The organism is Eubacterium ruminantium (assembly GCF_900167085.1).
GTDB lineage: Bacteria > Bacillota > Clostridia > Lachnospirales > Lachnospiraceae > Eubacterium_Q > Eubacterium_Q ruminantium.
Window position 1 is genome coordinate 231,769 of the sequence record NZ_FUXA01000003.1, and the last position, 22,359, is coordinate 254,127.

Sequence of the window (22,359 nt, forward strand, 5' to 3'; positions counted from 1 at the left end):
CCTAATTTGGTCTATCTTGATCACCGTCTCCTTTAAACAAAACAATATCCGGATCGCCAGAAAAATAATAAATATCTATATTTTCCTGTGTGAACGGGGCATAATAATTTGGAATGATATTTCCAGAACCCTCTGTTCTTTTCCATCCCGCCTCTTGCATAAGCTCTTCCTTTACACCGACCTCATAGCAATCAACATATTCTGCCTCGTTTTCTTTCAAAACGGAATCCAGTAAAGAAGACATAAATCCCATATAATTGAAATCACCGATACAATCAATAAGCCTTACTATATTCTTGCCATTGACCTGAATAACCCTAAAAACAACGGCAAGCACTACTTTTTTACTCTCATCTAAAAGGCCATAAACGTTGTATTTATAAATCGGATGATCATAATACCTCTTCTTAATATACCAAGCTTCCTTATATGGCTTGCTCTCCTTGGAATAACTCGAAAAATCAAAATTCTTCTCAAACATATCCCAGTTATCCAAAAGAATAAACTGAGCCCCTTCTGAAACTACTGGAATGTCGTAGTCATTTATTACCGCTATTTCATACTTGTCCATTTTTCGCAGTCTATACCACTGTGTCATTTTTCCAAACTGATATCCCAAATAATGATATAGCCCCTTTAGTTTAGGATTGCTTCCGGGCGAAGCCATTATTCTTGCATCACCATTATCCTTAAGGAATTTAAAAAGCTCAAGGCCAAGTGACGAATGTGCTGTATGATTGGCTTTCCACATCACTGTCATCAGGTCTCTATTTTTATTACCATAAGGTATATAGCCCAAGATCGCGTTTATATCTCCGTTTTCATCTTCAGAAATTACATAACTGACACCTTCTGGAAGTAAATGTTCATATTCAAAAAAGCTGCGATTGTTGCCAAGGATATGTCCTTTTCTCCAGTATGTATCAATAAAATGCATAATCTTATCAATATCTTTTTTCTCAGCAAATCTAATCATTTTTCACCCTCCTGCAATAATTCAATAATACCCATTCTTGAATGCATCAAAAAAACAACAACTGCTGTTTCAGAAATCGCTGGAGCCGCCTGCTTATCTCTGAACAATAAATAACCCTGTTTTTTTAATTCGGACACCTCAATATCGATATCCTTCACTCGATAGCACATATGATAAATGCAATTATTGTAGGTTTTTAGAAGTGGGAAAATATCCGATTCCTTTGCTGGCTCTACCAATTCAACTCGTGTGTCATCCTTAGTCATGAAGCAAAAGTTAGACATTCTCTCAGCATCATAAAATGGATTTGTTTCAATCTCATAACCTAAAGAGCCAAATGCATTCATAGACTTATTAATATCCTTCACAAGATATCCGATATGATGAACTGATCCCAACATCACTTTATCTTCTCCGCTATAGCAGCTATCATTTCGCCAACATTTTTCATTGCAACTATTTCATCTATTTCGAATGAAACAGAGAACTCATCTTGAACAGCTGCTAATATAGTGATGTTAGTAAGACTATCCCATGCGTCTATATCATCTGCATTTGTTTCTTCATTTATAGAAAGATTATCGTTTCCAAAAACATCCGCAAAAATTTCCTGTAGTTTTACCATAATATCTTCTTTTTTCATGCTGCACTCCTTTCAACTAAAATGCCTTTCGGGAACTGCCCAACATTCGAGGTGCCATCCCCCCCGAATATATAAGCGATATGTAGGATTTGCGTCCTTCAAGTACTTAGCAATCTCAAATAAATCTTGAATCTTGTGATATAAGCAAATTGCCAAATATGGCTCTTTATCACTTATTAGTTTTTTCATTCCTTTTAATGCATCCAATTCAGACCCTTCTATGTCCATTTTAACCATTGCATCACCAATAATCTCAGTATCTAATTCATCAAAGATTTTTTGCTCTAATGTATTTTCCCCTTCATCGGAAACAATACTAAACAAACCAGAACTTGATAAATGAATAGTTTTATTTTCTGATCCAAGAGCATATGGATATATCTCAGTCTTTGCAGACAATCCCTTCCTATCAACATATTGTTGAAGCTTAACGCAAGATTTATCATCTGGCTCAAATGCCATAATTCTCTTTATCCTATCGCCGTAAAAACTTACAACAGGCTCTATACTATTTCCGTCATAAGCACCAACATCAATATATGTCACGTCCCCCTTAGGAGCTATATCAGCGTCACAGAAATATTCTAAGTTTTCTCCCGTCCCTTCATAATCATCTGGTCTATATAAATCGTCTTGGTTATGCTTTCTAATCTTGCATATTACATCAAAATACCTTTGAGTTTGCTTGTCCTCTAAAAAATACAGTTGTCTTAGTTCCGTTTCATGCTGAATAATATCCTTGTATGCCACATCGTTATCATAAATATGCTCTAGCGTTCCATGGTAAAAATAATACGGAATAACAACGTAATCATTTTTAATCCCCATATCACTCATTGCTTTCTGAATAGCTTTTATCGAAATAGTATTTATAATCACAAGAGCATCAGGATGATAACTTATAAAGGATGGATCATAGACACCTATCCCGAGACGTTCTCTTCCATGCAGCTCCTTTTTGCTATCAACTATCCCAATAACCTTATTCCAATAATTGTTTGCTTCCAAAAGTTCCTGCAAACTTTCAATTGCTCTTCCATGAGATGTTGCATCCCCTTCAACCATTCCTTGAGGAAAAGATGCCCCCCCATATTATTATTTCCTTATAAATCGACAAATCCATCATTGCTCGTTCTCCTTATACCCATTGTTTATAATTCTCACTCTTCGGAGGAAAATCATTACAATCCAGTCTTGGAAGTTGAAGTGCAGGATCCTTACCGATTTCTGCCACCCTCACTTCTGTAGTCAACCCCACACAAGCACCATTTTCTTTGATGTATGCAAGAACATCGTCATTAAAACTTCCGTATGGGTAGTTCATAACCCATTCTTTGCGATCAATAAATTCCTCCATAGTTTCCAATGCCTTGGAGATATCCTCTCGCATCTGCTCCGGAGACAAATCACCAAGCCAATAGTGATCATAACCGTGCAAACCAATAAACATTCCGTGTTCTCTTAAGGTACGAATCTGCTCAGGCGTCATATATAGTTCATATGCCAGCTGCTCCTCCGTCACTCCAACATATTTTTCGAAAAGGTCACTTGAAATCTGATTCCTTAATTTCTCCGGAAGAACCGTTTGCAGTATTCTCTTTACAAAGACAGTATCTTTTCCATCAAATCTATCATCTGTTGCATACTGATTCCATAACTCTTCAGTAGAAGGATAATCGTATTCCTGCCCTCTATAAAAATCCATCTTTTCTTTAACATCAACAACAAGTTTCTTAATATCTGCACTTGCAAGTATGTAGTGGATCTTATTTACATCCAACAGCTGATGTGTTGTGAATGTCTTTCCAGGAATGAAGAAAGAACCCTGAAAACCGAATTCCTCAAGAATAGGTAAAGCAAATGTAAAATTATCAACATAACCGTCATCAAAGGTAAGCAATACTGCTTTGGGGGGAAGTTCAGATTTTCCCTTCACAGCATCTATAACCTGTTCCATCGTAACAACATTACAGTTCTCTTTAAAAAACTCCATTTGCTTCCTAAGGAGAGGAGCATCAAGTCCTTTAATCTCGGGATATCTACTATGCTTTAAATCCCTTGTGTAATGATACATTGAAATGAATAATTTACCTTCTGACATCGTTGAAATCCTCCTATGGTTTTTATTTCCGGTGGTTTGACTCCAAAACTCTCTTTAGTGAATTTGGAAATATCCCAACGTTCTCGATTTCCTCCCTTGTTACGGGATTAAAGTAGAAAACAAACAACAGCGCCATGAAATTACTCCATGTCATTCTGCGTTTCCTTGTTTCCAACACCGAGTATGTTTGGCGGAATAATCCTGCAATCTCACTGATTTCATCCTACGTCATGTCTATACGCGCCCGAAGAATCGGCAGCTCATATACGGATTTGTCTATCAATTCTTCTTTATTGATCTGATCCATCATTCCGTTCTTATCCAAATTCTGCTTTATCCCCCGATTTCTTCGCAGAGTATGCAACTCATAGTAAAAATCCCGATATCCCTTGAAATATAGGGATATCGGGATTCTATGACCATTTATTTGACGGCAAATAATGCCGAAAGTTTATCCATGTTCACACGTTTCAATTCCATAGTGGGGTGGACATAGCGGTTCAATGTGATGTTCACATTAGCATGTCCGAGGATCTCGCTTAGACTTTTGATGTCAAATCCAACTTCTACACATCTTGTGGCAAATGAGTGCCTGAGCGAATGAAAATTTGCATCTTCTATTCCGCATTTATCCAATATCGACTTAAAGCGGTTTTCCATAGTACGCGGTTCCACATAGGAAATTCGGCTTCCAGTAAGAACAAAAGCATCATTAACATAAGCACGGCTCAGATCATCAATAATGTTGTCTGGTATGGGTATGGTACGAATAGAACATTTGCTTTTAGGCTCATCGATGCTGATATATGTCTTTGTGGCCGCATCTTTGTCAAGGTTCTGCAATCGTTGCATTGTCCTCTTAATGCTCAACTTCTTGGTGTCCAGTGATATGTTATTCCAAGTAAGAGCACACAATTCTCCGATACGAATGCCTGTGAACAGGCAGATCAAGATTCCTAAACTGGTTAAATCCGGATGTTTCTGCAGGAAATCAAGTAAGGTGGTTTCTTCTTCAAGTGATAAAACACGGATTGTTCCCTGTTTCTGCGGTATGGTAATGCATTCTGGTACAAAGCCGACCTCATATCCATTTATCAGGGCATATTTTCGGATGGATTTTATGCGGGAAATGATATCGGATGCACTTTTTGTGGATAATCCATTGTCACCTGTAAGAAGAGTGTTGCTAAAGTCTATCAACGCCTCATTACTGATCTCTGATAGGATTTTATTACCAAACGCGGGTAAAATATGCTTTTCTAGCTGGTTGCTGTATTTGACTATGGTTGAAGCCTTCCGTGTTGAACGCAGACTATTAAGCCACATGGAAGAAACCTGCCTTAGATTTGGCTGTGTGGGCAATGCTACGACTTTTTCAGTTTTCTTCAAATTTGCCATAACTTCTGAACGTCTCTTTTTTGCTTCGCTGTAGGACTTTCCATATACAGAGCCATATACAGCTTTTCCGAACTGGTGGGACTTAATAAATCTCGCTTCCCATCGCCCGTCTTTTCTTTTGTAGATGTTTTCTCCTTTTCGAGCCATCTATTTTCCTCCTTTACGACAATATAATTGACGGCGAATATACAAGATTTCTCTCGTATACTGCCACCATATAGGTTATTCGGACATCAAATTCAACAAGTATCGTCAGGAAAATTTGATCATCTTGAAAAATTTTGCGACATTTAGTATAATTTTGAATTATATTTTGTGGGATTTTTTTGTTCCGCAGAGTTGCATACTCTGCGATAATAAAATAGACGGCTCCATATCGGAAACCGCCACCATAACGCACCATATTGTAAAAACAGATTAGGCACTTACCACCTGCTCCGTCAATGTATAAGTGATCTTCATCGTCTTATCCGCGTTCTTGACCACGGCCTGAGACAGATTGCAGATCGTAACCAGATACGGAGCGAACAGGAAATTATACCTGTACTCATTCCCGTAGGAGCCACCCTATCCGACTATAAATTCCTTATACCGAAACAGTGGCGTTGCCAGGTTATTGCTCATCCTTGTACCACCGATTGTCTTCTCCACCCTGTCACTGACATCGATGATGAAATCATATTCGATGATCACATCACCGATCATCATTAACCTCACCTCGCAGCTTCCGGATGTACAGATAGACTTTGCTTCTGATGTGCATCGGAAAGCATCCAGCTGCCTTCCGTAAAGGTCATATCAGCCTTCTTAATCTTAATCCAGAACATCTGCCATCACCTACATATAACTGCATTTTAATATCAATCACTGCCAATATACCACTATATCCAAATATCAGTCATTTGAAAAAAAATACCCGGCAAAATAAAAACTCCCCGCAGAGATACAATCTCCGCAGGGAATCTTCATTACGTATATTTATTTATCATCATTAATAAGACGTGTCTTATTTAGCTAATTCTCTAAGTTCTTTAGCTGCTTCTACAAGATTGATAAGACTCTTCTTTGTCTCAACATCGCCTCTTGTCTTAAGTCCGCAGTCAGGATTGATCCATAACTTCTGATCATCAATCTTTTCTCTCATCTTCTTAACTGCATTTACGATCTCATCTACAGAAGGTACTCTTGGGCTGTGAATATCATATACACCAGGACCAACCTCTGTTTTGAAGTTATTCTCTCTGAGCGAATCAAGAATCAGAAGGTCTGAACGCGAAGCCTCGAATGTGATTACGTCAGCATCCATTGCATCGATTGCAGGGATAATATCTGTAAATTCACTGTAGCACATATGTGTATGGATCTGAGTATCAGGCTTAACTCCACTGGCAACAAGACGGAATGCAGGGATTGCCCAATCAAGATACTCTGAATACCAGTCAGAACGTCTGAGCGGAAGTTTCTCTCTTAATGCTGCTTCGTCGATTTGGATGATGTCAATACCATTTGCCTCAAGATCAAGAACTTCATCACGGATAGCAAGTGCAATCTGAAGTGTGCTTTCCTTAAGTGATATATCTTCTCTTGGGAATGACCAGTTAAGGATTGTAACAGGGCCTGTAAGCATTCCCTTAACTTCTTTATCTGTACAGCTCTTTGCATACTTAGACCATTCAACTGTTATTGATTCTTTACGTGATACATCACCCCAGATGATTGGTGGTTTAACGCATCTTGTACCATATGACTGAACCCAAGCCTTCTCTGTGAAGATATAACCTGCAAGGTGCTCGCCGAAGTATTCAACCATATCATTACGCTCGAACTCACCGTGAACGAGTACATCAAGTCCGATTTCTTCCTGAAGATCGATACATTCCTTAATCTTCTTCTTGTTGAACTCTATATACTGATCCTTTGAAATGATGCCTTTTCTATATTCAAGTCTGTTCTTTCTAACATCAGCTGTCTGAGGGAATGAACCGATAGTTGTTGTTGGGAAAAGAGGAAGGTTGAATTTCTCTTTCTGAATCTTCTCTCTCTCCTTAAATTCAGGAAGTCTTGTATAATCTGAATCTTTGATATTCTTAACTCTCTCCTGTACAGCTGCGTCGCTGCTGTTAACTCTGCTTACGAAGAGTGATGCATTATCATCAAGAATCTTTCCTTCTGCCTTATCAACAAGAACAGAAAGATCTGCGAGCTCTCCAAGCTTCTCCTCAGCAAATGCAAAATGCTTCTTATAATCATCTGTAAGCTTTGTTTCATTATCAAGAGTATAAGGAACATGAAGAAGTGAGCATGATGTACTAAGTACAACAGCATCCTTATCTCCTACAACCTTAATGATTTCATTAAGCTTCTCAAGTGTCTTTGTATAATTATTTCTCCAGATGTTTTTACCGTTTACAAGACCGGCAAAAAGTAATTTACCCTTAGGGAAACCATTTTCTTTAAGGATATCAAGGCTCTTACGTCCCTCTGTAAAGTCAAGTCCGATGCCATCGAAATCTAGCTCTGTTACTTCTTTATAGATATCTCTGATATCTCCGAAGTACGTCTGGACAAGCACTTTAACGCTGCCTTTAACACCAAGTATTTTATTGTAAAGAGCCTTGAATATCTTTTTATCATCATCAGAAAGGTCATGCACAAGATAAGGTTCATCGAACTGAATCCACTCTGCGCCCTTATCATTAAGTTCTTTCACAAGTTTAGAGTATTCTTCTGCAAATATATCTATGTAATCACCTAAAACCTTCTCACCTGTAAATCTAGTAAGCTTTAAAAATGTAAAAGGACCTGTGATGACCGTCTTTGCCTTAACACCGTTTTCTTTTGCAAATACTAACTCGTCAAATGCTTTTGTTCCTGTTAACTTTACTTCTGTATCGTCTTCAATTTCAGGAACAATGTAATGATAGTTTGTGTTAAACCATTTCTTCATTGCAAGAGCTTTAACATTACCCTTATCTCCCTGATAACCTCTTGCCATTGCAAAGAATGTATCAAGAGCGGAAAGTCCGAGCTCCTTATATCTCTTAGGAATAACATTAAATATTACTGCTGTATCAAGAACATTGTCATAAAATGAAAAGTCATTTGAAGCAATATATGTAATTCCTCTATCAAGCTGTTTCTTATAATTGATCTTACGGATCTCATCAGCTACGTCATTTAATTCCTTTTCACTGATCTCACCCTTAAAATATTTCTCTGATGCGAATTTTAATTCTCTGTCTCTTCCTATTCTAGGATATCCGATTACCGATGTCTGCATTTTAACTCTCCTTTTACAAACTGCTATTTATATAACATTCTCGATCATTCATATTTTTAAAATGTTTCCGCGGTATAAATTTCTTCGTTGATCTTGTACCCGAGTATACGTTAGATTTTTAGCAAAATAAAATATATAAAAGTATATATTTTTGATAGATTTTATCTATTATAAATGATATTATATAGTAGAAATCTATCTTATATAGATAACAGCTTTTATCAGATATAGAATCAGCCTATAACGGAGGATACCATGACTTTAAAACAGCTTTATTATGCCGTAACCGTATCGGAAACAGGCAATATAACAGAAGCAGCCAAGAAATTATTCATAGCTCAGCCAAGTCTTACTGCATCAATTCAGGAGCTTGAAAAGGAATATAATATAACTATCTTCAGAAGAAGTAAGAAGGGAATAGAGATCACTCCCGATGGAGACGAATTCCTTGGTTATGCCCGTCAGGTACTTGAGCAGGCAAATCTTATAGAAGAAAGATATAATGGTATCAAGAAGGGAAAGACACGTTTCTGCGTTTCTTCCCAGCATTACTCTTTCGTAGTCGAAGCCTTTGTTCAGCTTCTTAAAACTTACGGCGGTGACAAGTACGAATTTCATATGAGAGAAACCGAAACCTACGATATCATAAGCGATGTCACAACCCTGCGAAGTGAAGTCGGAATACTTTATATAAATTCGTTCAATGAAACCGTAATCCGTAAAACATTGAAAGACAATAACCTTTCATTCACCAAGCTTTTCAAGGCTAAACCTCATGTCTTTGTTGGAAAGGATTCTCCTCTTGCCAAGAAAAAGAAGATCACTCTTGAGGATCTAAAACCTTATCCTCGTCTTTCATATGAGCAGGGAAGCCACAATTCATTTTACTTTTCAGAAGAAATCCTAAGCACTCTGGATTGCGACAAAGAGCTTATCGTTCGCGACAGAGCGACATTATTTAACTTTCTTGTAGGAATGAACGGTTATACAATCTGCAGCGGTGTTATAAATGAAAGCCTGAATGGTCCAAATATTGTAGCCCGCCCGCTGAATGTCGATGATTATATGGAAATCGGTTATATACTTCCGAATTCCGTTACGATTTCAAATCTCACACATGAATATATAGATATCCTGAAAAATATGGTCAGCTAAATTGCTCGGAAACTGTTGTATTTCTAAAAAACTAAATTAATCTGAAAATAAATCGCCCGAGAATTAAAATGCACGGAATATTAATTGTCCGGAAATATAAATACTCGGAAGCATAAAAAATAAAGGAACCCGGCAGGTTTTATCAACCTCCGAGTTCCTTTATTTCTTCTTCACTTACTTTGTCGCCTCTGAATCTCACAAGATAATATTTGTCAAATATCTTCTTGAGTTTTTCATTAGCTTCTTCATCCTCTTCAAAATTTAAATAGTCATAAATAGATGAATTATTACTTCTGAGTGTCTTCTTTTGTTCATCATCTTTGATCTTTTTCTCTATAGCTTTACATCTTTTTTTAACGATCTCATGAAGCTTTCTTTCTGAAGAAAGATGCTTATACCATAAGGCTTTTATACCTATGATCATAAGGAAGAATATACCTGCCGTGCCAAGGAAAAGCACCAGATATTTAAAGAGCATCTTCATGACTTTCACTCTTTCCGAATCGCCCTTCTTACCTGACTTATTGTAACGGCCGTCATTTATCTTATCATCTTCTCCGTCAATCTTTTCATACTCCTGATCGACCTTTTCCATCTTATTCTTATAGTAATTTTCCCAGTCGAATTCTGTCTTTTCTTCATCCGGCTTATAATGCTCTTCATTTACCTGCAAATGCCAGCTGCTCTCTTCCGAACTTGCCTCATTTGTGGTAGGTTCAAATGAAACCCAGCCCATTCCGTCAATATATCCCTCAACCCATGCATGAGCTGATGTATTCATGATGTCATGCTTATCACCTTTTTGAATATATCCACTTACGTACCTTGCCGGAATACCTGCTTCACGCAACATAAGAACCATAGCACCTGCATAATGAATGCAATATCCGCTTTTGGTTTTGAAAAGAAAGTCCTCTATATAATTTTCGCTGCCTCTCAGATTTACGCTGCCGTCATATTTGTATTTTCTGAGATAACCCTCTATAACCTTCGCCTTCTCGTAATCATTCTTACAGTCAACAGTAAGTTCCTCCACCAGCTTCTTAATCTTAGGAGTAGACATTGATATGTCCATATATTCATCAAGGTTCTTGTCATAGGTGCCTTCATTTCTTATGTTATCAGCTATTTCATTATATTCAGACTCGCTCATAACCTCCGAAAGATTAAAATGAAATGTTGTATTCATATAAACCTTAACATCATTATATGAGTTGATCTTTTTTGTGACATCACTTGTTGATAAATGATCCGCAAACTCAAGGAAATATGGATTGCCATAATCCATCATCATGAAAATAAGATTATATTTATAACCCTTATAAAGTCTTTTTTCATTCGCTATATCCTTGTCAATTTTAAGAAGATTAAGCGGATAAATGATATCATCGGTTCTTATATAATCATACTTAACTTCCGCACGTTCTATTCTTACAAAACAAAGAACCTTGGCCGTACTGAAGCCCGAATCCATAAGTCCGTTAACAAATAAAACAAACCAATTATTGTAGTCCGGAGCAATTCTTCTCTTATCTTCAAATCCATTCTTTGTGATAGTCCTAAACTCTGCACCCTTTAGGTAAACATTTTTGGTAAGGCTGCTTCTCTTAAATATAAGTTCACGTCTGGCCTTACCTTTACTGATACTTCCTGTAAGAGATGCCACCTCAGAATAACCTGTATATGCATTATAATCACCGGTAATGTCCGACGTTAAATATTCTATCTCATAAAACATTTGAGAATTTGTCACATAATCAGCCAACTTCTCAACCCACTGCACCCTGAGCGGCTTGTCCTTAAATGACATGAAAATAATAAGTAGCATCCCCATTATAACGACGTAATTATAATCCACTTCTTTTTTGAAAAGTCGTCCGAGACTGTATATCCCGCCGATGATAAGACAGATTACAACTATCTTTTCATTTGTATTATTTATACACCAATATGTGATATTTCCGATCATAAAGATCAGAAATCCGAATCTCTTGATCTTATCCAAGCTTAGAATATAGAAAAGTATTATTGATAAAACAACTATAGCTATATTAACTGTCAAGATAAGGTCCCGATAAATAAGCATGAGAACCCCTGAAACGATCAAGATACCCGGAATGCTATATTTTATCTTGCGATAAATAGATGCAAGCCACATCAACCCAAGAAAGAAGCCAATAAAACAGCAGGTAAAGAATAGATTCATGTGCTTTATACCAAGATCACGCATAACAAAATAAATCAGGAAAATTGTTATCAAAAATCCCGGAAGGAGCATTATCATCTTCTCTGCCACAAGATCATCTTTAGTTTTAGAACTTTTTATCTCCATAAGCCTTCTTTAACTCAAAATTCTCTTCTCTGAAAATCAATACACTTCTATATTTTCCAGATACTGCATTTAATAATTCCTTTTCATATCCCGCTGCCGAATTCACGCCGACCTTGGTCGTCACTTCCCTGAAGAATTCTTTGAATCCCGCAAGATTGTCGACAACACAAGTCATGACACCGAGATTGTAATAATATACGACAAGATGTTTGCTGGAAACACCGATAGAAACAATATATTCCAGATATCTGTCTCTTCTCTTTAGTGCCTCTACACTTCCATCAACTGTGGTTGTTACAAGTACAAGACAGGTTGTTTCAGTCTCCTGTTTTTCCGGAATTCTGACATACATCTCTCCCGTCCTTGCATAATTTTTCCAATGCACAGTATTAAGGCTGTCTCCCTGCATATATTTTCTTATATCATTTCCCAAATTATCATCAGGAAGATTTGTGCTGACATTATTACCCATTTCTTTAATGCGATTAAGACGCCTCTGTTCTTCGTCCGTCAATTCCTTTACCAGTGGCATAACATGAAGTCTTACAGGAATATCAACTTTCTTCTTAATCCTTATAATTCCAAAAAGATCCTGCAAATAAAATCCTTCAATACCCGCATCGTAACTTCCTGCAAATCTGCATACCATTTCAGTACTTATTTCCAACTTCTCTTTGTACGACAGATTATAACTCTGAGATGTAAAATCATCCCTAAAAGAAGTGATTTCCTTATTGTAATAGAACCTGACTCCGCTTATCGGAAATGGCCATACATTTTCAATTATAAGCTGATATTTCTGTGGTGAATTTTTACGGATTATCTTCTGATCAATCTCCTGATAAATATTGAGCATGAAGATTGAAATAATGATATATACAACAGAAATCGGCAGATACAGAATTGCCACATAAAAAAATGCATACGAAACAACCCCGCCATGATTGGTCACATTAACTGTGGTCACCACAACAAGTATAATATAAATGATTATCGGAACTATCCTTTTATGCATGATCCGACTCATTCTGCCAAATAAATTACTTATCTTACTAGATACTATTTTTGATTCATTCATATGATTGGCCTGCCGAAGATTATCGCGGTCTGTTTACTTTATCAATTATATCTACAATCAGCTGGTAACCTGTATATCTATTCATCTTTGACTGTGTTGTAAATACGAGTCTGTGAGGAAGTGTAATCTTTGTCATATTTATAATGTCTTCCGGAATAACATAATCTCTTCCGGCAACATATGCAGCTGACTTTGATGCGGTAAGGAGATCCAGTGCTGCTCTTGGACTGAGTCCATATTCCAGATTTTCATTAGATCTTGATTTATCTACAATATTCAGGGCATATTCCACAAGTTCATCCGTCATGACAACCTGCTTCATTTCCTCACGCATTTTAATGATATCCTTTGATTCAACAACAGGAGTAAGTTCTTCATCGAGAGCTCCCTCAAGATATTTCTTTGCCATTTTTATCTGCATATCCATTACCGGATATCCAATTGAAAGTTTCATAAGAAATCTATCCAGCTGAGCCTCCGGAAGCATATATGTACCTATCTGTTCAACAGGATTTTCCGTAGCTATAACCATAAAAAGCGGAGGAAGCGGGTACGTTTTACCATCTATTGTAACCTGATGCTCCTCCATAGCTTCAAGAAGTGCTGACTGTGTCTTAGGTGGAGTTCTGTTGATTTCATCCGCAAGAATTATCTCATTATCGATAGGTCCCTTAACAACCCTGAACTCTCCCTTTGATGCATCATAAATAGACGTTCCTGTTATATCTGTAGGAAGCGTGTCCGGCGTGAACTGGATTCTCGAAAATCCGGCACTTACAGACTGTGATAAGGCTTTGGCAAATGTAGTCTTGCCGACACCGGGAACATCTTCAAGAAGAACATGACCACCGGCTATAAGCGCGATTATCACATTATCGATCACTTCTCTTTTACCTATAAACTTTTTTTCTATATTTTCTCTTATTATGCTGATTTTTTCCTGATACATTTTTCCCCTCTTTTTTCATTAAAAATAGGAAGCTTTTGCGGCTTCCTATTCAATAATTAATTCATTATTAACTCTGCCCGTCATTTTTATGCGCTTCTTTTTTCATTTCATACATAGCTTCGTCCGCCATTCTGAAATATTCTTCAATACTTGTATTATTATCCGGACTAACTTCAACATATCCGACACTTATACTTAATTTAAAAGGAAGCATCATCTCTTCAGCCTGGCTTCTTACCGCTTCTATAAGATCCTCCTTAAGTGCCTCTATGTTATCATCAACCCCATATTCACCAATGATAACGAATTCATCTCCACCGTATCTGACCGCTTTCCATTCTCCTTGGAAAACTGATTTAATAGCCTTTGCAACAATCTTGATTGAAAGGTCTCCCTGAAGATGACCATATTTATCATTGATCACTTTCATTCTGTTTATATCGGCAACCATTATAACAGAGCGGCTATTCTTATGACGAAGTGATTCCAGATAAGGAATAGCTATCTTTTCGTAACCCATTCTGTTATAGAGATCTGTAAGTTCATCTCTCATTGAAATCTCAGCCAGTACTCTGTTAAGATTTTCAAGCTTAACATTCTGACGTGCTTTTTCCATGGCTGCAGAAATATGCCTTACCATTGAATTAAGATAGAAATCTCTGATTATCTTATAATTGTTCTTAATAACAAGATATCCGATATTATCACCATTATTATGAAGCGGAACAAGCAGATATATCATTGCTTTATCAGAATTCGGATTATAATAAGGAACCATATCTGTAGTATTTATGGTATCTCTCGGCATGGATTTGCCATCTTTCATGCCATAGATTATATCCATTGTTTTACTGTATCCCACTCTTCTGAGAGGAGCATTACCATCCATTGAATTGATAAATGACTGATCCATACAAATACAGAATTCATCACCTTCATATTGATGATCAACCTCGAAAAGACGAACAAGCGCCTCATGAATATCATCGACTGTTTCAACATTGGCAACTGCTTCATCTATAGCTATAAGATGCCAATCATATATTGTTCTTTCGATAGGAATACTATATGTTCTTCTGCAGGCTTCCCTTTGAAGTTTTTTATCAACTTCTGTCATAGGACATCCGCAACTTTCACCCGGATCAAATTTGGAATTATATACCTTATCACCTTTTCTCTCCTTGCCTTCCATGAGACCGAAAAGATATTCTGCACACTGATAACTGTGCTCATTCCATCCTCTGTCTACCGAAGCAATGATCGGTGAGAAAAAGCTTCCGCTTACAAGATTATCAAATCCTGTTACTCTGACGTCTTCCGGAACACGAAGTCCTTCTCTTTCAAGAGCAAGACATACACCCATAGCCATAACATCATTTGCACAAATAAATGCATCAGGTAAAGGTTTTTTACTTTTAAGAAAGTCTTTCATAAGATCCTGGACGATAGCATAACTCCATCTTCCGTCAATTACCTTTTCCGGATCAACTGTTATACCATGCTCAGCCATCGTATCAACTACAGTCTTATATCTTTCCTGATTTTCGGTATTATCTGCCGGGCCACCAACCCAATATATATCTTTAACTCCATGAACTGTTATCATATGTTCAACGAGTTCTTTCATTCCATTTATATTCTCAGTACGTATCGAATCAATTCCGTCCATCTCGTACTCGAGACTTACTGCAGGAATTCCGGTTTCAAGAATCTTCTTTCTGAGAATCTCATTTTCTCCCGCAGTATTAAGTGTATTTCCAAGCAAAAGAACCCCATCAAAATCATTTAACTGGGGCAGATTTAAAATATTTAATTCACCTGATATGATATCCTGATTTTTGTCATAAGAAGTATATTCAAGAAATACAAAGACATCGATGTTATGTTCAGAAGCGCAGTTATAGATACCTTGCAAAACGAAATCAAGGTATTCATCATTCCATCCGTTTGTAAATACCGCTATCCTCTTCTTCATAACCCACCTCACTAGAATCGTGAACTACGATACTGATAATAATATAATAAATCATTTTCGAATAAATTACAATAAAATAAAGCAGATAGCTGTGGATTTTTCATACCTTTTATAGCATATCCAATATTAAACTTCTACTCCATTTGCCGTTTTTTAATCCATTTCTAAATCAACGTTCTACTACATAAATGAATTACTTTTCAAAAGATATCCTGCTCTTTTCTCCTACTCTCATAGAAACAGCTATAAGTGCTACTATGCCGAATATCATGTACATGAGTCTTGTACACAAATACTGTGGGGTTATGGTAAATGGAGTCTCACCTCCCTTAAGTGATTCAAGGGCAGCTGAAACAACCTCAAAGTAATTTGCTCCATTTATATCTATTCCAAAGCCTCTTAGAATAACTGCCATTACTATAATAACAGCCATAAATATATATACGAGCGCAGGACTTATCCTTCCAATAAGATTACCAACCCCCAGCATGATAAAAAGACATGGAATGGTTATTAGCAGCCACTCAACTATATAAGTTCCTATATATATTTTTCCAAAGATAGCATAAAGAAATATACAGCCTTCCACAAAGATCAGAAGGTTACTTAGTAGAAAGAAGCCGCCGATTATAACATTTCTTATCAGCATTCTTTTCCGAATAGAGAAGCCTGTTACATCAGCCAGTACACTGACCTTCTTCTGTCTCTTTGAATAAAGATTTGAAAGAATAAAGAAACTTACAAGAAGTGAAACCATAGTAGTTTTTCCAAGGAATGCTCCGAAGCTCCAGCCTGAGAAGGGAGCTGTGTCAGATATTCCAAGTATTATCTCACTTGATAGAATGAGATAAGAATATATAAGTTCAACTATTAACATAGCAAATACATATGGTTTTAGCAGAATGATCTTAAGATCATATTTAAATATCTTACTCAATCTCCAAATCCTCCTCTGTAAGTCCGGCTATATCCAGAAAATCCTGCATTGTACAGCCAGTTTCTAACTCCTGATACTCTATGTTTTTTGAATATAATTCTTGCAGCACCTTGTCCATCTCTTTTTCTCCGCCAAGCCTTTCCTCTGCTTTAAGAAGCATAAGTGGCATAAGACTGTATTTTTTTAGAGAAGATACACTTGTTTCTATATCAGCTCTATAACTATCCGGGAGCTTATCTAAATACTCCGGATGTCTGTAGTAGAAGTTATTATTCAGATGCTTAACATCCTGCTTCCATTTATCCACATAATACTTCTCTGCATATAGTTCACCGTATTTTTCTTTAACTATTCTATATGTAGTAAATACCGTAAGACCTTCCGCTGACCATAAGCCATCATCTTCAAATTTCAGTCCAAGATCTCCCCAGTATAGATGAATAATCTCATGCATGAAAGTTTCATTCATATTGGTTCCGGCTTTACTATCCTTAAGAGTACTTGGCGACATGAAATCTTCAGACATCGCCACGACCCCATTTCGGGCATATCCACCACCATTTTCAGCACTAGTTTGAATAATCTTTATATCAGGCACTTCTATTCCATCTGAGTATTTATTAATCTCACCTATATGTTTATCACAGTATTCAAATACATCACATATGGCTGCATCAAGGTCATTACTCTTAACTGTATCTGCATATTTAGAGCTATATTTAAAGTAAACATCCTCTTTCGAATAAGATACTTTATCAGAATTATATGAGCCTGATACCAGATTCCCCGTTACATAGTCAGCTTTCCAGCAAACAGTACCATCATCATTTTCTCTCTCCCGTTTCATTTCATCTGCTTCAATTAGTGGTGTGTCTGTGGGAAATGTGGAGTTTTCGTGAAGATTATATCTGCTCCACCTTAAACTTTACTCCATCCTCTGTATTCTCAATCTTATACTCCGCTCCGAACATTTCCAGAACCATTCCAGTTATATAAAGTCCCAGCCCACTGCCGTCCTTATTACTGGTGTCTGCCCTATAAAATGCTTCAAAAAGATGAAGCAAATGCTGTTCATCTATATGAGCTGGAGAATTGGTAATCGTCAGGTTTACTTTGCCCGATTTATTCTCAGCTTCCTTCTGACTTTCAAGCCGAACGGAAACCTTACCACCTTCCGGAGTATACTTAAAAGCATTTCCAAGTATATTTCCCAGTGCCTTTTTTAGAAGCTGTTCATTACCTCTAAAGCCCACATTATCCGGCACTTCATATTCCAGCTCAATATTCTTCTCCGTGATAAGTCCATCATAAAATGCAATCTCTTCATCCAGTATGCTGTCTATCTTCACTATCTCCTGAGAATCCATATCTCCCATATCTATATGGGACACAAGAAGAATCTCATTTATGAAGCTTACAAGCTCATTCAGCGTATTACTGCATTTTTCAAGATACTTGTCTCTATCCTTATAAACTCCTATACCAGAACGCATGCCTTCTATCTGCCCGATAACAACTGAGATTGGCGTCTTTAGTTCATGGGATACTCCTGAGAAAAACAGCATCCTTCTTCTTTCACGCTCTTTTTCAAGAGTTATCTCATTTTTCAGATATAGATTCTTATCACTGAGCTTTTCGAGAGCGGCACTCAGTTCGTCCGAAAGCTTATTAAGACTCTTTGCCAGTCGACCTATCTCATCATCTCTTTCATCAGGACAATACCAGTCAAAATCCTGCTCCGCCATCCTCTCAGCTATCCTGCTCATTCGGACTATTGGCTTCTTCATATTGTATGAGAAAATACGGGAACCTATAATGGAAAGAATCAGCGCTATTATCAGCACTGTAGGAATGCTTTTTATAATATTTTGCCGGAAGGACTGAGCTCTGTCGTCGCTCCTTGTAATACATAGCATATACTCCTGCTGCTGATCACTGAAGTGAAGTGGATATGCTTCCTCTATCATGGAATCCTCCCGCTCAAGATAGTTCTCAGCTTCCAGAAGTTCTGTATATGTCCCTGTCCTGCTGGCAAATCCATGTATAAGTCTTTCCGCTTCAGCCTTTGAGAGATTCATACATTTATCAGCTAGTGTCTGAGACTCTGTCTCTATATATTCACGATTCTTCTTCACACTGGAATATGGTGTAACTAAAAACAGTGTCAGATAGACAGTTCCCATAATGAGTAGAGATAAGAACATAAATGTTATAAATGTTTTTATGGTCATATTCTTCATATTTAACTCAGCTTATATCCTATTCCTCTAACAGTATCAATGCAGTCACTCTCTCCCAGCTTCTTTCTTATATTCTTTATATGAGTATCAACTATCCTTGTATCCTCATAATATTCGTAATCCCAAAGCTTTGAAAGAAGTGACTTTCTGGTTACAACTCCGCCGCCTGCTTTCATCAGTTCAAAAAGTATATCGAATTCCTTCAGAGTAAACTCCGTATCTTTCCCATTTACCTTAACAGTATGCATACTTACATCCAGAACTATATCTTTATGAGAAAGTTTCTCTGCTCCCATATCCTTTCCACTTCTCCTAAGGACAGCCTCAACCTTACTCACAATAAGTGGCATGGATGTGGTCTTGGAAATGTATTCATCCACCTTCAGACTGTATCCCTTCAGCTGATCTTCTTCACTGAACTTAGCCGTCAGCATAATGATAGGAACATCCGTTTTTTTTCTGATTAGTTCACAAAGTGTAAATCCATCTATTTTAGGAAGCATTATATCAAGGATTATAAGGTCGAACTCCCTTTCCTGCATACTGTCAAAAGCTTCCAGTCCATCATTTGCAGTTGTAACTGCAAAACCGGCATTTGAAAGAAAATTAACCAAAAGCTCTTGATAATCTTCATTATCCTCTACAACAAGAATCTGATTCATATTCTATCCTTCTATTCTCAAAAATTTTCTAATGTTACTATTCACGGTTAACTCAAAAAGCATTCTAATCACAAATTATATTAAATCCTCATGAAAAACCATGTCAATAAATTTACACGCTCTATATTTCAATTATATATGAAAACATATAGATAATAAATCTTCTCCGGAAAAACAGCTTAAGTTGAAATGTACTATTTTATTATGCTATACTTATTCAGCTTATGAATCACTTTTCAGGAGGAATAAATGGATACAACGTACTCAAAATTTGCTCTTGTATATGACAATCTTATGGACAATATTCCATACGATGAATGGACATCATATCTTAAAAAGCTGCTGGATGACTACGATATCAAAGAGGGTATCATCGCTGAGCTTGGCTGCGGCACCGGTAACATCACCGAACGTCTTGCCGAATATGGCTATGACATGATAGGTATAGATAATTCTCCGGAAATGCTGGACATCGCCATGCAAAAGGGAGCAGCAAATAAAAGCTCTTCTCTTTACCTGTGTCAGGATATGAGGGAGTTTGAACTTTACGGTACTGTCCGCGCTGTTATCAGCCTGTGTGATTCCATAAATTATATAACCGATAAAGATGATCTGGTCACTATCATGCGACTTGTAAATAATTATCTTGATCCGGGCGGTTTATTCATCTTTGATTTCAATACTCTTCACTACTACAGAGATGTTGTTGCAGATAATACTATCGCCGAGGATAGAGATGATATAAGCTTTATCTGGGATAATTACTTTGATGAAGACACAAATATAAATGAATTAGCCCTTTCCCTTTTTGTTAAGGATAAAGAAAGTGAATCTGATGATATTTATAAAAAATACAGCGAGCTCCACCTTCAAAAAGCTTACACTCTTGATGAGATCAAAGAAGCTATTGCTGCTTCCGGTCTGGAATTCATCACTGCATTTAATGCTTTTACATCAAATGCACCGGATGAGGATTCCGAAAGAATCTATATTATCGCTCGTGAAAAAGGAAAAAATGTTTAGATATTACAATAAGGAGATTTATAATGTCAGACTGTATAATTAAAGGCATGGCCCTCGGAAATGAGGTAAGATTTTTTGCCGCCTATACAACAGATATTGCTGAAAAAGCAAGACAGATACATAATACAAGCCCAATCTGTACAGCCGCTCTCGGCCGACTTCTTACAGCAGGCGCCATGATGGGCTCAATGTCAAAAAATGATTCCGATATCATTACACTTAGGATCACCGGAAACGGACCTGCAAAAGGTCTCACCGTTACCTCTGATTCTCATGCAAACGTTAAAGGTATTGTCTATGAACCCATTGTCGATCTTCCACCTAATCTTGAAGGTCACCTGAATGTTGGTGATGCTATCGGAGATGGTATACTCTATGTCATCAAAGATATCGGACTTAAAGATCCATATGTTGGACAGGTTCCACTTGTTACAAGTGAGATTGCCGAAGACCTTACTTATTATTTTGCAACAAGTGAACAGATTCCTACTTCTGTTGGTTTAGGTGTTCTTATGAATCATGACAACACAGTTGATAAAGCCGGTGGATTCATTATCCAGCTTATGCCATTTGCAAGCGAAGAAACAATCAAAAAGATTGAAGACGGACTTGCAGGTTTCAAATCAGTTACATCTTTCCTCAGCAGTGCATTTCATGACAGATCAAAATCCGAAGATGAAATTCTTACTGATATGATGCGAAGCATCCTCGGAGATGATGTTCATGTCGAAGACAAGATGCCTACAGAATATAAATGCAACTGTAGCAGAGAGCGTGTCACAAAAGCTCTTATAAGTGTAGGACGTAAAGAAATCGAAAATATGATAAATGATGGTGAACCAATCAATATGCATTGCGAATTCTGCAATACAGATTATAAATTTTCCATCGAAGAACTTAAAGAACTGCTGGCTTGACCGGCAGTTTTTCTTTCTCTTTCCATCTTTGAGAATATACATCCGCAGTAATCTTGTCTATAAAGGGAATACTCTTCCGAAAGCTTTATAGAATGTCTGTAACCATCTTTCTTTTTAAAGTCACTGAAAAGAAAGATAGGTCCACTGCCTTCCATTTCTCTTTCAAGTTCCATACCTATCTCATTTATCCATGATGATTTCTTGTAAGGGCTTATTGAAAGAGTTGTGGAGAAATAATCGAATCCATTCTCCTTTGCATACTTAGCCGTCTTTTCCATACGGAGTTTATAGCAGTCATAACATCTTTCATTTCCTTCAGGAAGATTCTCTCTTCCCCTGGCCATTTCGAAAAACTCTTCAGGACCGAAACCACCGTCCACTACCTTTGTTCCTGCTGCAAAATCACATTCGGTAACAAATCTTTTCAGTTCATCCAGGCGTTTATGATATTCTTCCTTATCATCAATATTAGGGTTGCTGAAATAAACCGTAACATCAAAAAATTCGCACACAACTGACAATACATGAGAACTGCATGGTGCACAGCAGGCATGAAGAAGCAATGTAGGCTTTTTAATATCTTCCTGAGTCTTTTTTATATTATCTATTTGCTCTTGAAAATTTTGGTAATAATTCATGTTTTTCCTTTCAAACCACCTTTATTTATTGTATAATATCACAAAGAAAACAAAT

At 37.1% G+C, this 22,359-nt stretch carries 20 protein-coding genes; 3 read left to right on the forward strand and 17 right to left on the reverse strand.

The window, feature by feature from the left end:
• Position 1 precedes the first annotated feature (1 nt).
• The 8 genes from B5D25_RS01035 to metE all read right to left on the reverse strand — a co-directional run bounded on the left by B5D25_RS01035 (position 2) and on the right by metE (position 8,398).
• Positions 2-976 carry a hypothetical protein gene (locus tag B5D25_RS01035; RefSeq protein WP_078785885.1) on the reverse strand — a complete coding sequence of 325 codons (975 nt, stop codon included), beginning with the start codon at positions 974-976 and terminating at the stop codon, positions 2-4.
• Positions 973-1,377 carry a VOC family protein gene (locus B5D25_RS01040; protein ID WP_078785886.1) on the reverse strand — a complete coding sequence of 135 codons (405 nt, stop codon included), beginning with the start codon at positions 1,375-1,377 and terminating at the stop codon, positions 973-975. Before B5D25_RS01040 ends, B5D25_RS01035 begins: the two co-directional genes overlap by 4 nt.
• Positions 1,377-1,619 (reverse strand): acyl carrier protein, encoded by a 243-nt coding sequence (locus B5D25_RS01045; protein ID WP_078785887.1) that lies wholly within the window; start codon positions 1,617-1,619, stop codon positions 1,377-1,379. Before B5D25_RS01045 ends, B5D25_RS01040 begins: the two co-directional genes overlap by 1 nt.
• Positions 1,620-1,631: 12 nt before the next feature.
• Positions 1,632-2,684 carry an FkbM family methyltransferase gene (locus B5D25_RS01050; RefSeq protein WP_078785888.1) on the reverse strand — a complete coding sequence of 351 codons (1,053 nt, stop codon included), beginning with the start codon at positions 2,682-2,684 and terminating at the stop codon, positions 1,632-1,634.
• A gap of 73 nt (positions 2,685-2,757) precedes the next feature.
• Positions 2,758-3,720, reverse strand: coding sequence for a polysaccharide deacetylase family protein (locus B5D25_RS01055; protein WP_176755054.1), 963 nt, complete (start codon positions 3,718-3,720; stop codon positions 2,758-2,760).
• A gap of 423 nt (positions 3,721-4,143) precedes the next feature.
• Positions 4,144-5,265, reverse strand: a complete 1,122-nt coding sequence (locus tag B5D25_RS01060) for a tyrosine-type recombinase/integrase (protein WP_078785889.1) — start codon at positions 5,263-5,265, stop codon at positions 4,144-4,146.
• A gap of 420 nt (positions 5,266-5,685) precedes the next feature.
• The gene (locus B5D25_RS12810) at positions 5,686-5,826 is read right to left on the reverse strand and encodes a hypothetical protein (RefSeq protein WP_159444043.1); all 141 of its coding nucleotides are present in this window, start codon (positions 5,824-5,826) and stop codon (positions 5,686-5,688) included.
• A gap of 298 nt (positions 5,827-6,124) precedes the next feature.
• Positions 6,125-8,398: a 5-methyltetrahydropteroyltriglutamate--homocysteine S-methyltransferase gene (metE, locus tag B5D25_RS01070; RefSeq protein ID WP_078785891.1), complete on the reverse strand. Its 2,274-nt coding sequence runs from the start codon at positions 8,396-8,398 to the stop codon at positions 6,125-6,127.
• Positions 8,399-8,653: 255 nt separating this feature from the next.
• Between metE and B5D25_RS01075 the strand changes: the two genes are divergently transcribed.
• Positions 8,654-9,553, forward strand: coding sequence for a LysR family transcriptional regulator (locus B5D25_RS01075; protein ID WP_078785892.1), 900 nt, complete (start codon positions 8,654-8,656; stop codon positions 9,551-9,553).
• A gap of 142 nt (positions 9,554-9,695) precedes the next feature.
• Here B5D25_RS01075 and B5D25_RS01080 read toward each other — a convergent pair whose 3' ends face one another.
• From B5D25_RS01080 to B5D25_RS01115, 8 genes are all read right to left on the reverse strand, one after another.
• Positions 9,696-11,885: a transglutaminase domain-containing protein gene (locus B5D25_RS01080; protein ID WP_078785893.1), complete on the reverse strand. Its 2,190-nt coding sequence runs from the start codon at positions 11,883-11,885 to the stop codon at positions 9,696-9,698.
• Positions 11,866-12,963: a DUF58 domain-containing protein gene (locus B5D25_RS01085; RefSeq protein ID WP_078785894.1), complete on the reverse strand. Its 1,098-nt coding sequence runs from the start codon at positions 12,961-12,963 to the stop codon at positions 11,866-11,868. Before B5D25_RS01085 ends, B5D25_RS01080 begins: the two co-directional genes overlap by 20 nt.
• Positions 12,964-12,982: 19 nt before the next feature.
• Entirely contained in the window at positions 12,983-13,912 is a 930-nt protein-coding gene (locus B5D25_RS01090) for an AAA family ATPase (protein ID WP_078785895.1), read from the reverse strand.
• 67 nt (positions 13,913-13,979) lie between these two features.
• Positions 13,980-15,887 (reverse strand): GGDEF domain-containing protein, encoded by a 1,908-nt coding sequence (locus tag B5D25_RS01095; RefSeq protein WP_078785896.1) that lies wholly within the window; start codon positions 15,885-15,887, stop codon positions 13,980-13,982.
• A gap of 193 nt (positions 15,888-16,080) precedes the next feature.
• On the reverse strand, positions 16,081-16,824 hold the full coding sequence (locus B5D25_RS01100) for a hypothetical protein (protein WP_078785897.1): 744 nt from the start codon (positions 16,822-16,824) through the stop codon (positions 16,081-16,083).
• Positions 16,817-17,671 carry a gluzincin family metallopeptidase gene (locus B5D25_RS01105; protein ID WP_078785898.1) on the reverse strand — a complete coding sequence of 285 codons (855 nt, stop codon included), beginning with the start codon at positions 17,669-17,671 and terminating at the stop codon, positions 16,817-16,819. The genes B5D25_RS01100 and B5D25_RS01105 overlap by 8 nt, the downstream gene beginning before the upstream one ends.
• 55 nt (positions 17,672-17,726) lie before the next feature.
• Positions 17,727-19,064: a HAMP domain-containing sensor histidine kinase gene (locus B5D25_RS01110; RefSeq protein WP_078785899.1), complete on the reverse strand. Its 1,338-nt coding sequence runs from the start codon at positions 19,062-19,064 to the stop codon at positions 17,727-17,729.
• Positions 19,065-19,066: 2 nt separating this feature from the next.
• Positions 19,067-19,726: a response regulator transcription factor gene (locus B5D25_RS01115; RefSeq protein WP_078785900.1), complete on the reverse strand. Its 660-nt coding sequence runs from the start codon at positions 19,724-19,726 to the stop codon at positions 19,067-19,069.
• A gap of 249 nt (positions 19,727-19,975) precedes the next feature.
• On the opposite strand from B5D25_RS01115, the gene B5D25_RS01120 reads away from it, so the two are divergent.
• Together B5D25_RS01120 and hslO are read left to right on the forward strand one after the other, a co-directional pair.
• Positions 19,976-20,749, forward strand: coding sequence for a class I SAM-dependent DNA methyltransferase (locus B5D25_RS01120; RefSeq protein WP_078785901.1), 774 nt, complete (start codon positions 19,976-19,978; stop codon positions 20,747-20,749).
• A 23-nt stretch (positions 20,750-20,772) separates the two neighbouring features.
• Entirely contained in the window at positions 20,773-21,666 is an 894-nt protein-coding gene (gene hslO, locus B5D25_RS01125) for an Hsp33 family molecular chaperone HslO (RefSeq protein WP_078785902.1), read from the forward strand.
• Here hslO and B5D25_RS01130 read toward each other — a convergent pair.
• A complete protein-coding gene (locus B5D25_RS01130) occupies positions 21,624-22,304 on the reverse strand; it encodes an epoxyqueuosine reductase QueH (RefSeq protein ID WP_078785903.1) in 681 nt (226 codons plus the stop codon). The genes hslO and B5D25_RS01130 overlap by 43 nt on opposite strands.
• Positions 22,305-22,359: the final 55 nt, after the last annotated feature.

Excerpts from the sequence above, each read along its gene's own strand:
- B5D25_RS01090 (WP_078785895.1), bottom strand. The coding sequence starts at position 13,912 with ATGTATCAGGAAAAAATCAGCATAATAAGAGAAAATATAGAAAAAAAG.
- metE (WP_078785891.1), bottom strand. The coding sequence starts at position 8,398 with ATGCAGACATCGGTAATCGGATATCCTAGAATAGGAAGAGACAGAGAA.
- B5D25_RS01110 (WP_078785899.1), bottom strand. The coding sequence starts at position 19,064 with ATGAAGAATATGACCATAAAAACATTTATAACATTTATGTTCTTATCT.
- B5D25_RS01040 (WP_078785886.1), bottom strand. The coding sequence starts at position 1,377 with ATGTTGGGATCAGTTCATCATATCGGATATCTTGTGAAGGATATTAAT.
- B5D25_RS01105 (WP_078785898.1), bottom strand. The coding sequence starts at position 17,671 with ATGAAACGGGAGAGAGAAAATGATGATGGTACTGTTTGCTGGAAAGCT.
- B5D25_RS01080 (WP_078785893.1), bottom strand. The coding sequence starts at position 11,885 with ATGGAGATAAAAAGTTCTAAAACTAAAGATGATCTTGTGGCAGAGAAG.
- B5D25_RS01130 (WP_078785903.1), bottom strand. The coding sequence starts at position 22,304 with ATGAATTATTACCAAAATTTTCAAGAGCAAATAGATAATATAAAAAAG.
- B5D25_RS01085 (WP_078785894.1), bottom strand. The coding sequence starts at position 12,963 with ATGAATGAATCAAAAATAGTATCTAGTAAGATAAGTAATTTATTTGGC.
- B5D25_RS01120 (WP_078785901.1), top strand. The coding sequence starts at position 19,976 with ATGGATACAACGTACTCAAAATTTGCTCTTGTATATGACAATCTTATG.
- B5D25_RS01035 (WP_078785885.1), bottom strand. The coding sequence starts at position 976 with ATGATTAGATTTGCTGAGAAAAAAGATATTGATAAGATTATGCATTTT.
- B5D25_RS01095 (WP_078785896.1), bottom strand. The coding sequence starts at position 15,887 with ATGAAGAAGAGGATAGCGGTATTTACAAACGGATGGAATGATGAATAC.
- B5D25_RS01045 (WP_078785887.1), bottom strand. The coding sequence starts at position 1,619 with ATGAAAAAAGAAGATATTATGGTAAAACTACAGGAAATTTTTGCGGAT.
- B5D25_RS01060 (WP_078785889.1), bottom strand. The coding sequence starts at position 5,265 with ATGGCTCGAAAAGGAGAAAACATCTACAAAAGAAAAGACGGGCGATGG.
- B5D25_RS01050 (WP_078785888.1), bottom strand. The coding sequence starts at position 2,684 with ATGGTTGAAGGGGATGCAACATCTCATGGAAGAGCAATTGAAAGTTTG.
- B5D25_RS01115 (WP_078785900.1), bottom strand. The coding sequence starts at position 19,726 with ATGAATCAGATTCTTGTTGTAGAGGATAATGAAGATTATCAAGAGCTT.
- B5D25_RS01055 (WP_176755054.1), bottom strand. The coding sequence starts at position 3,720 with ATGTCAGAAGGTAAATTATTCATTTCAATGTATCATTACACAAGGGAT.
- B5D25_RS12810 (WP_159444043.1), bottom strand. The coding sequence starts at position 5,826 with ATGATGATCGGTGATGTGATCATCGAATATGATTTCATCATCGATGTC.
- hslO (WP_078785902.1), top strand. The coding sequence starts at position 20,773 with ATGTCAGACTGTATAATTAAAGGCATGGCCCTCGGAAATGAGGTAAGA.
- B5D25_RS01075 (WP_078785892.1), top strand. The coding sequence starts at position 8,654 with ATGACTTTAAAACAGCTTTATTATGCCGTAACCGTATCGGAAACAGGC.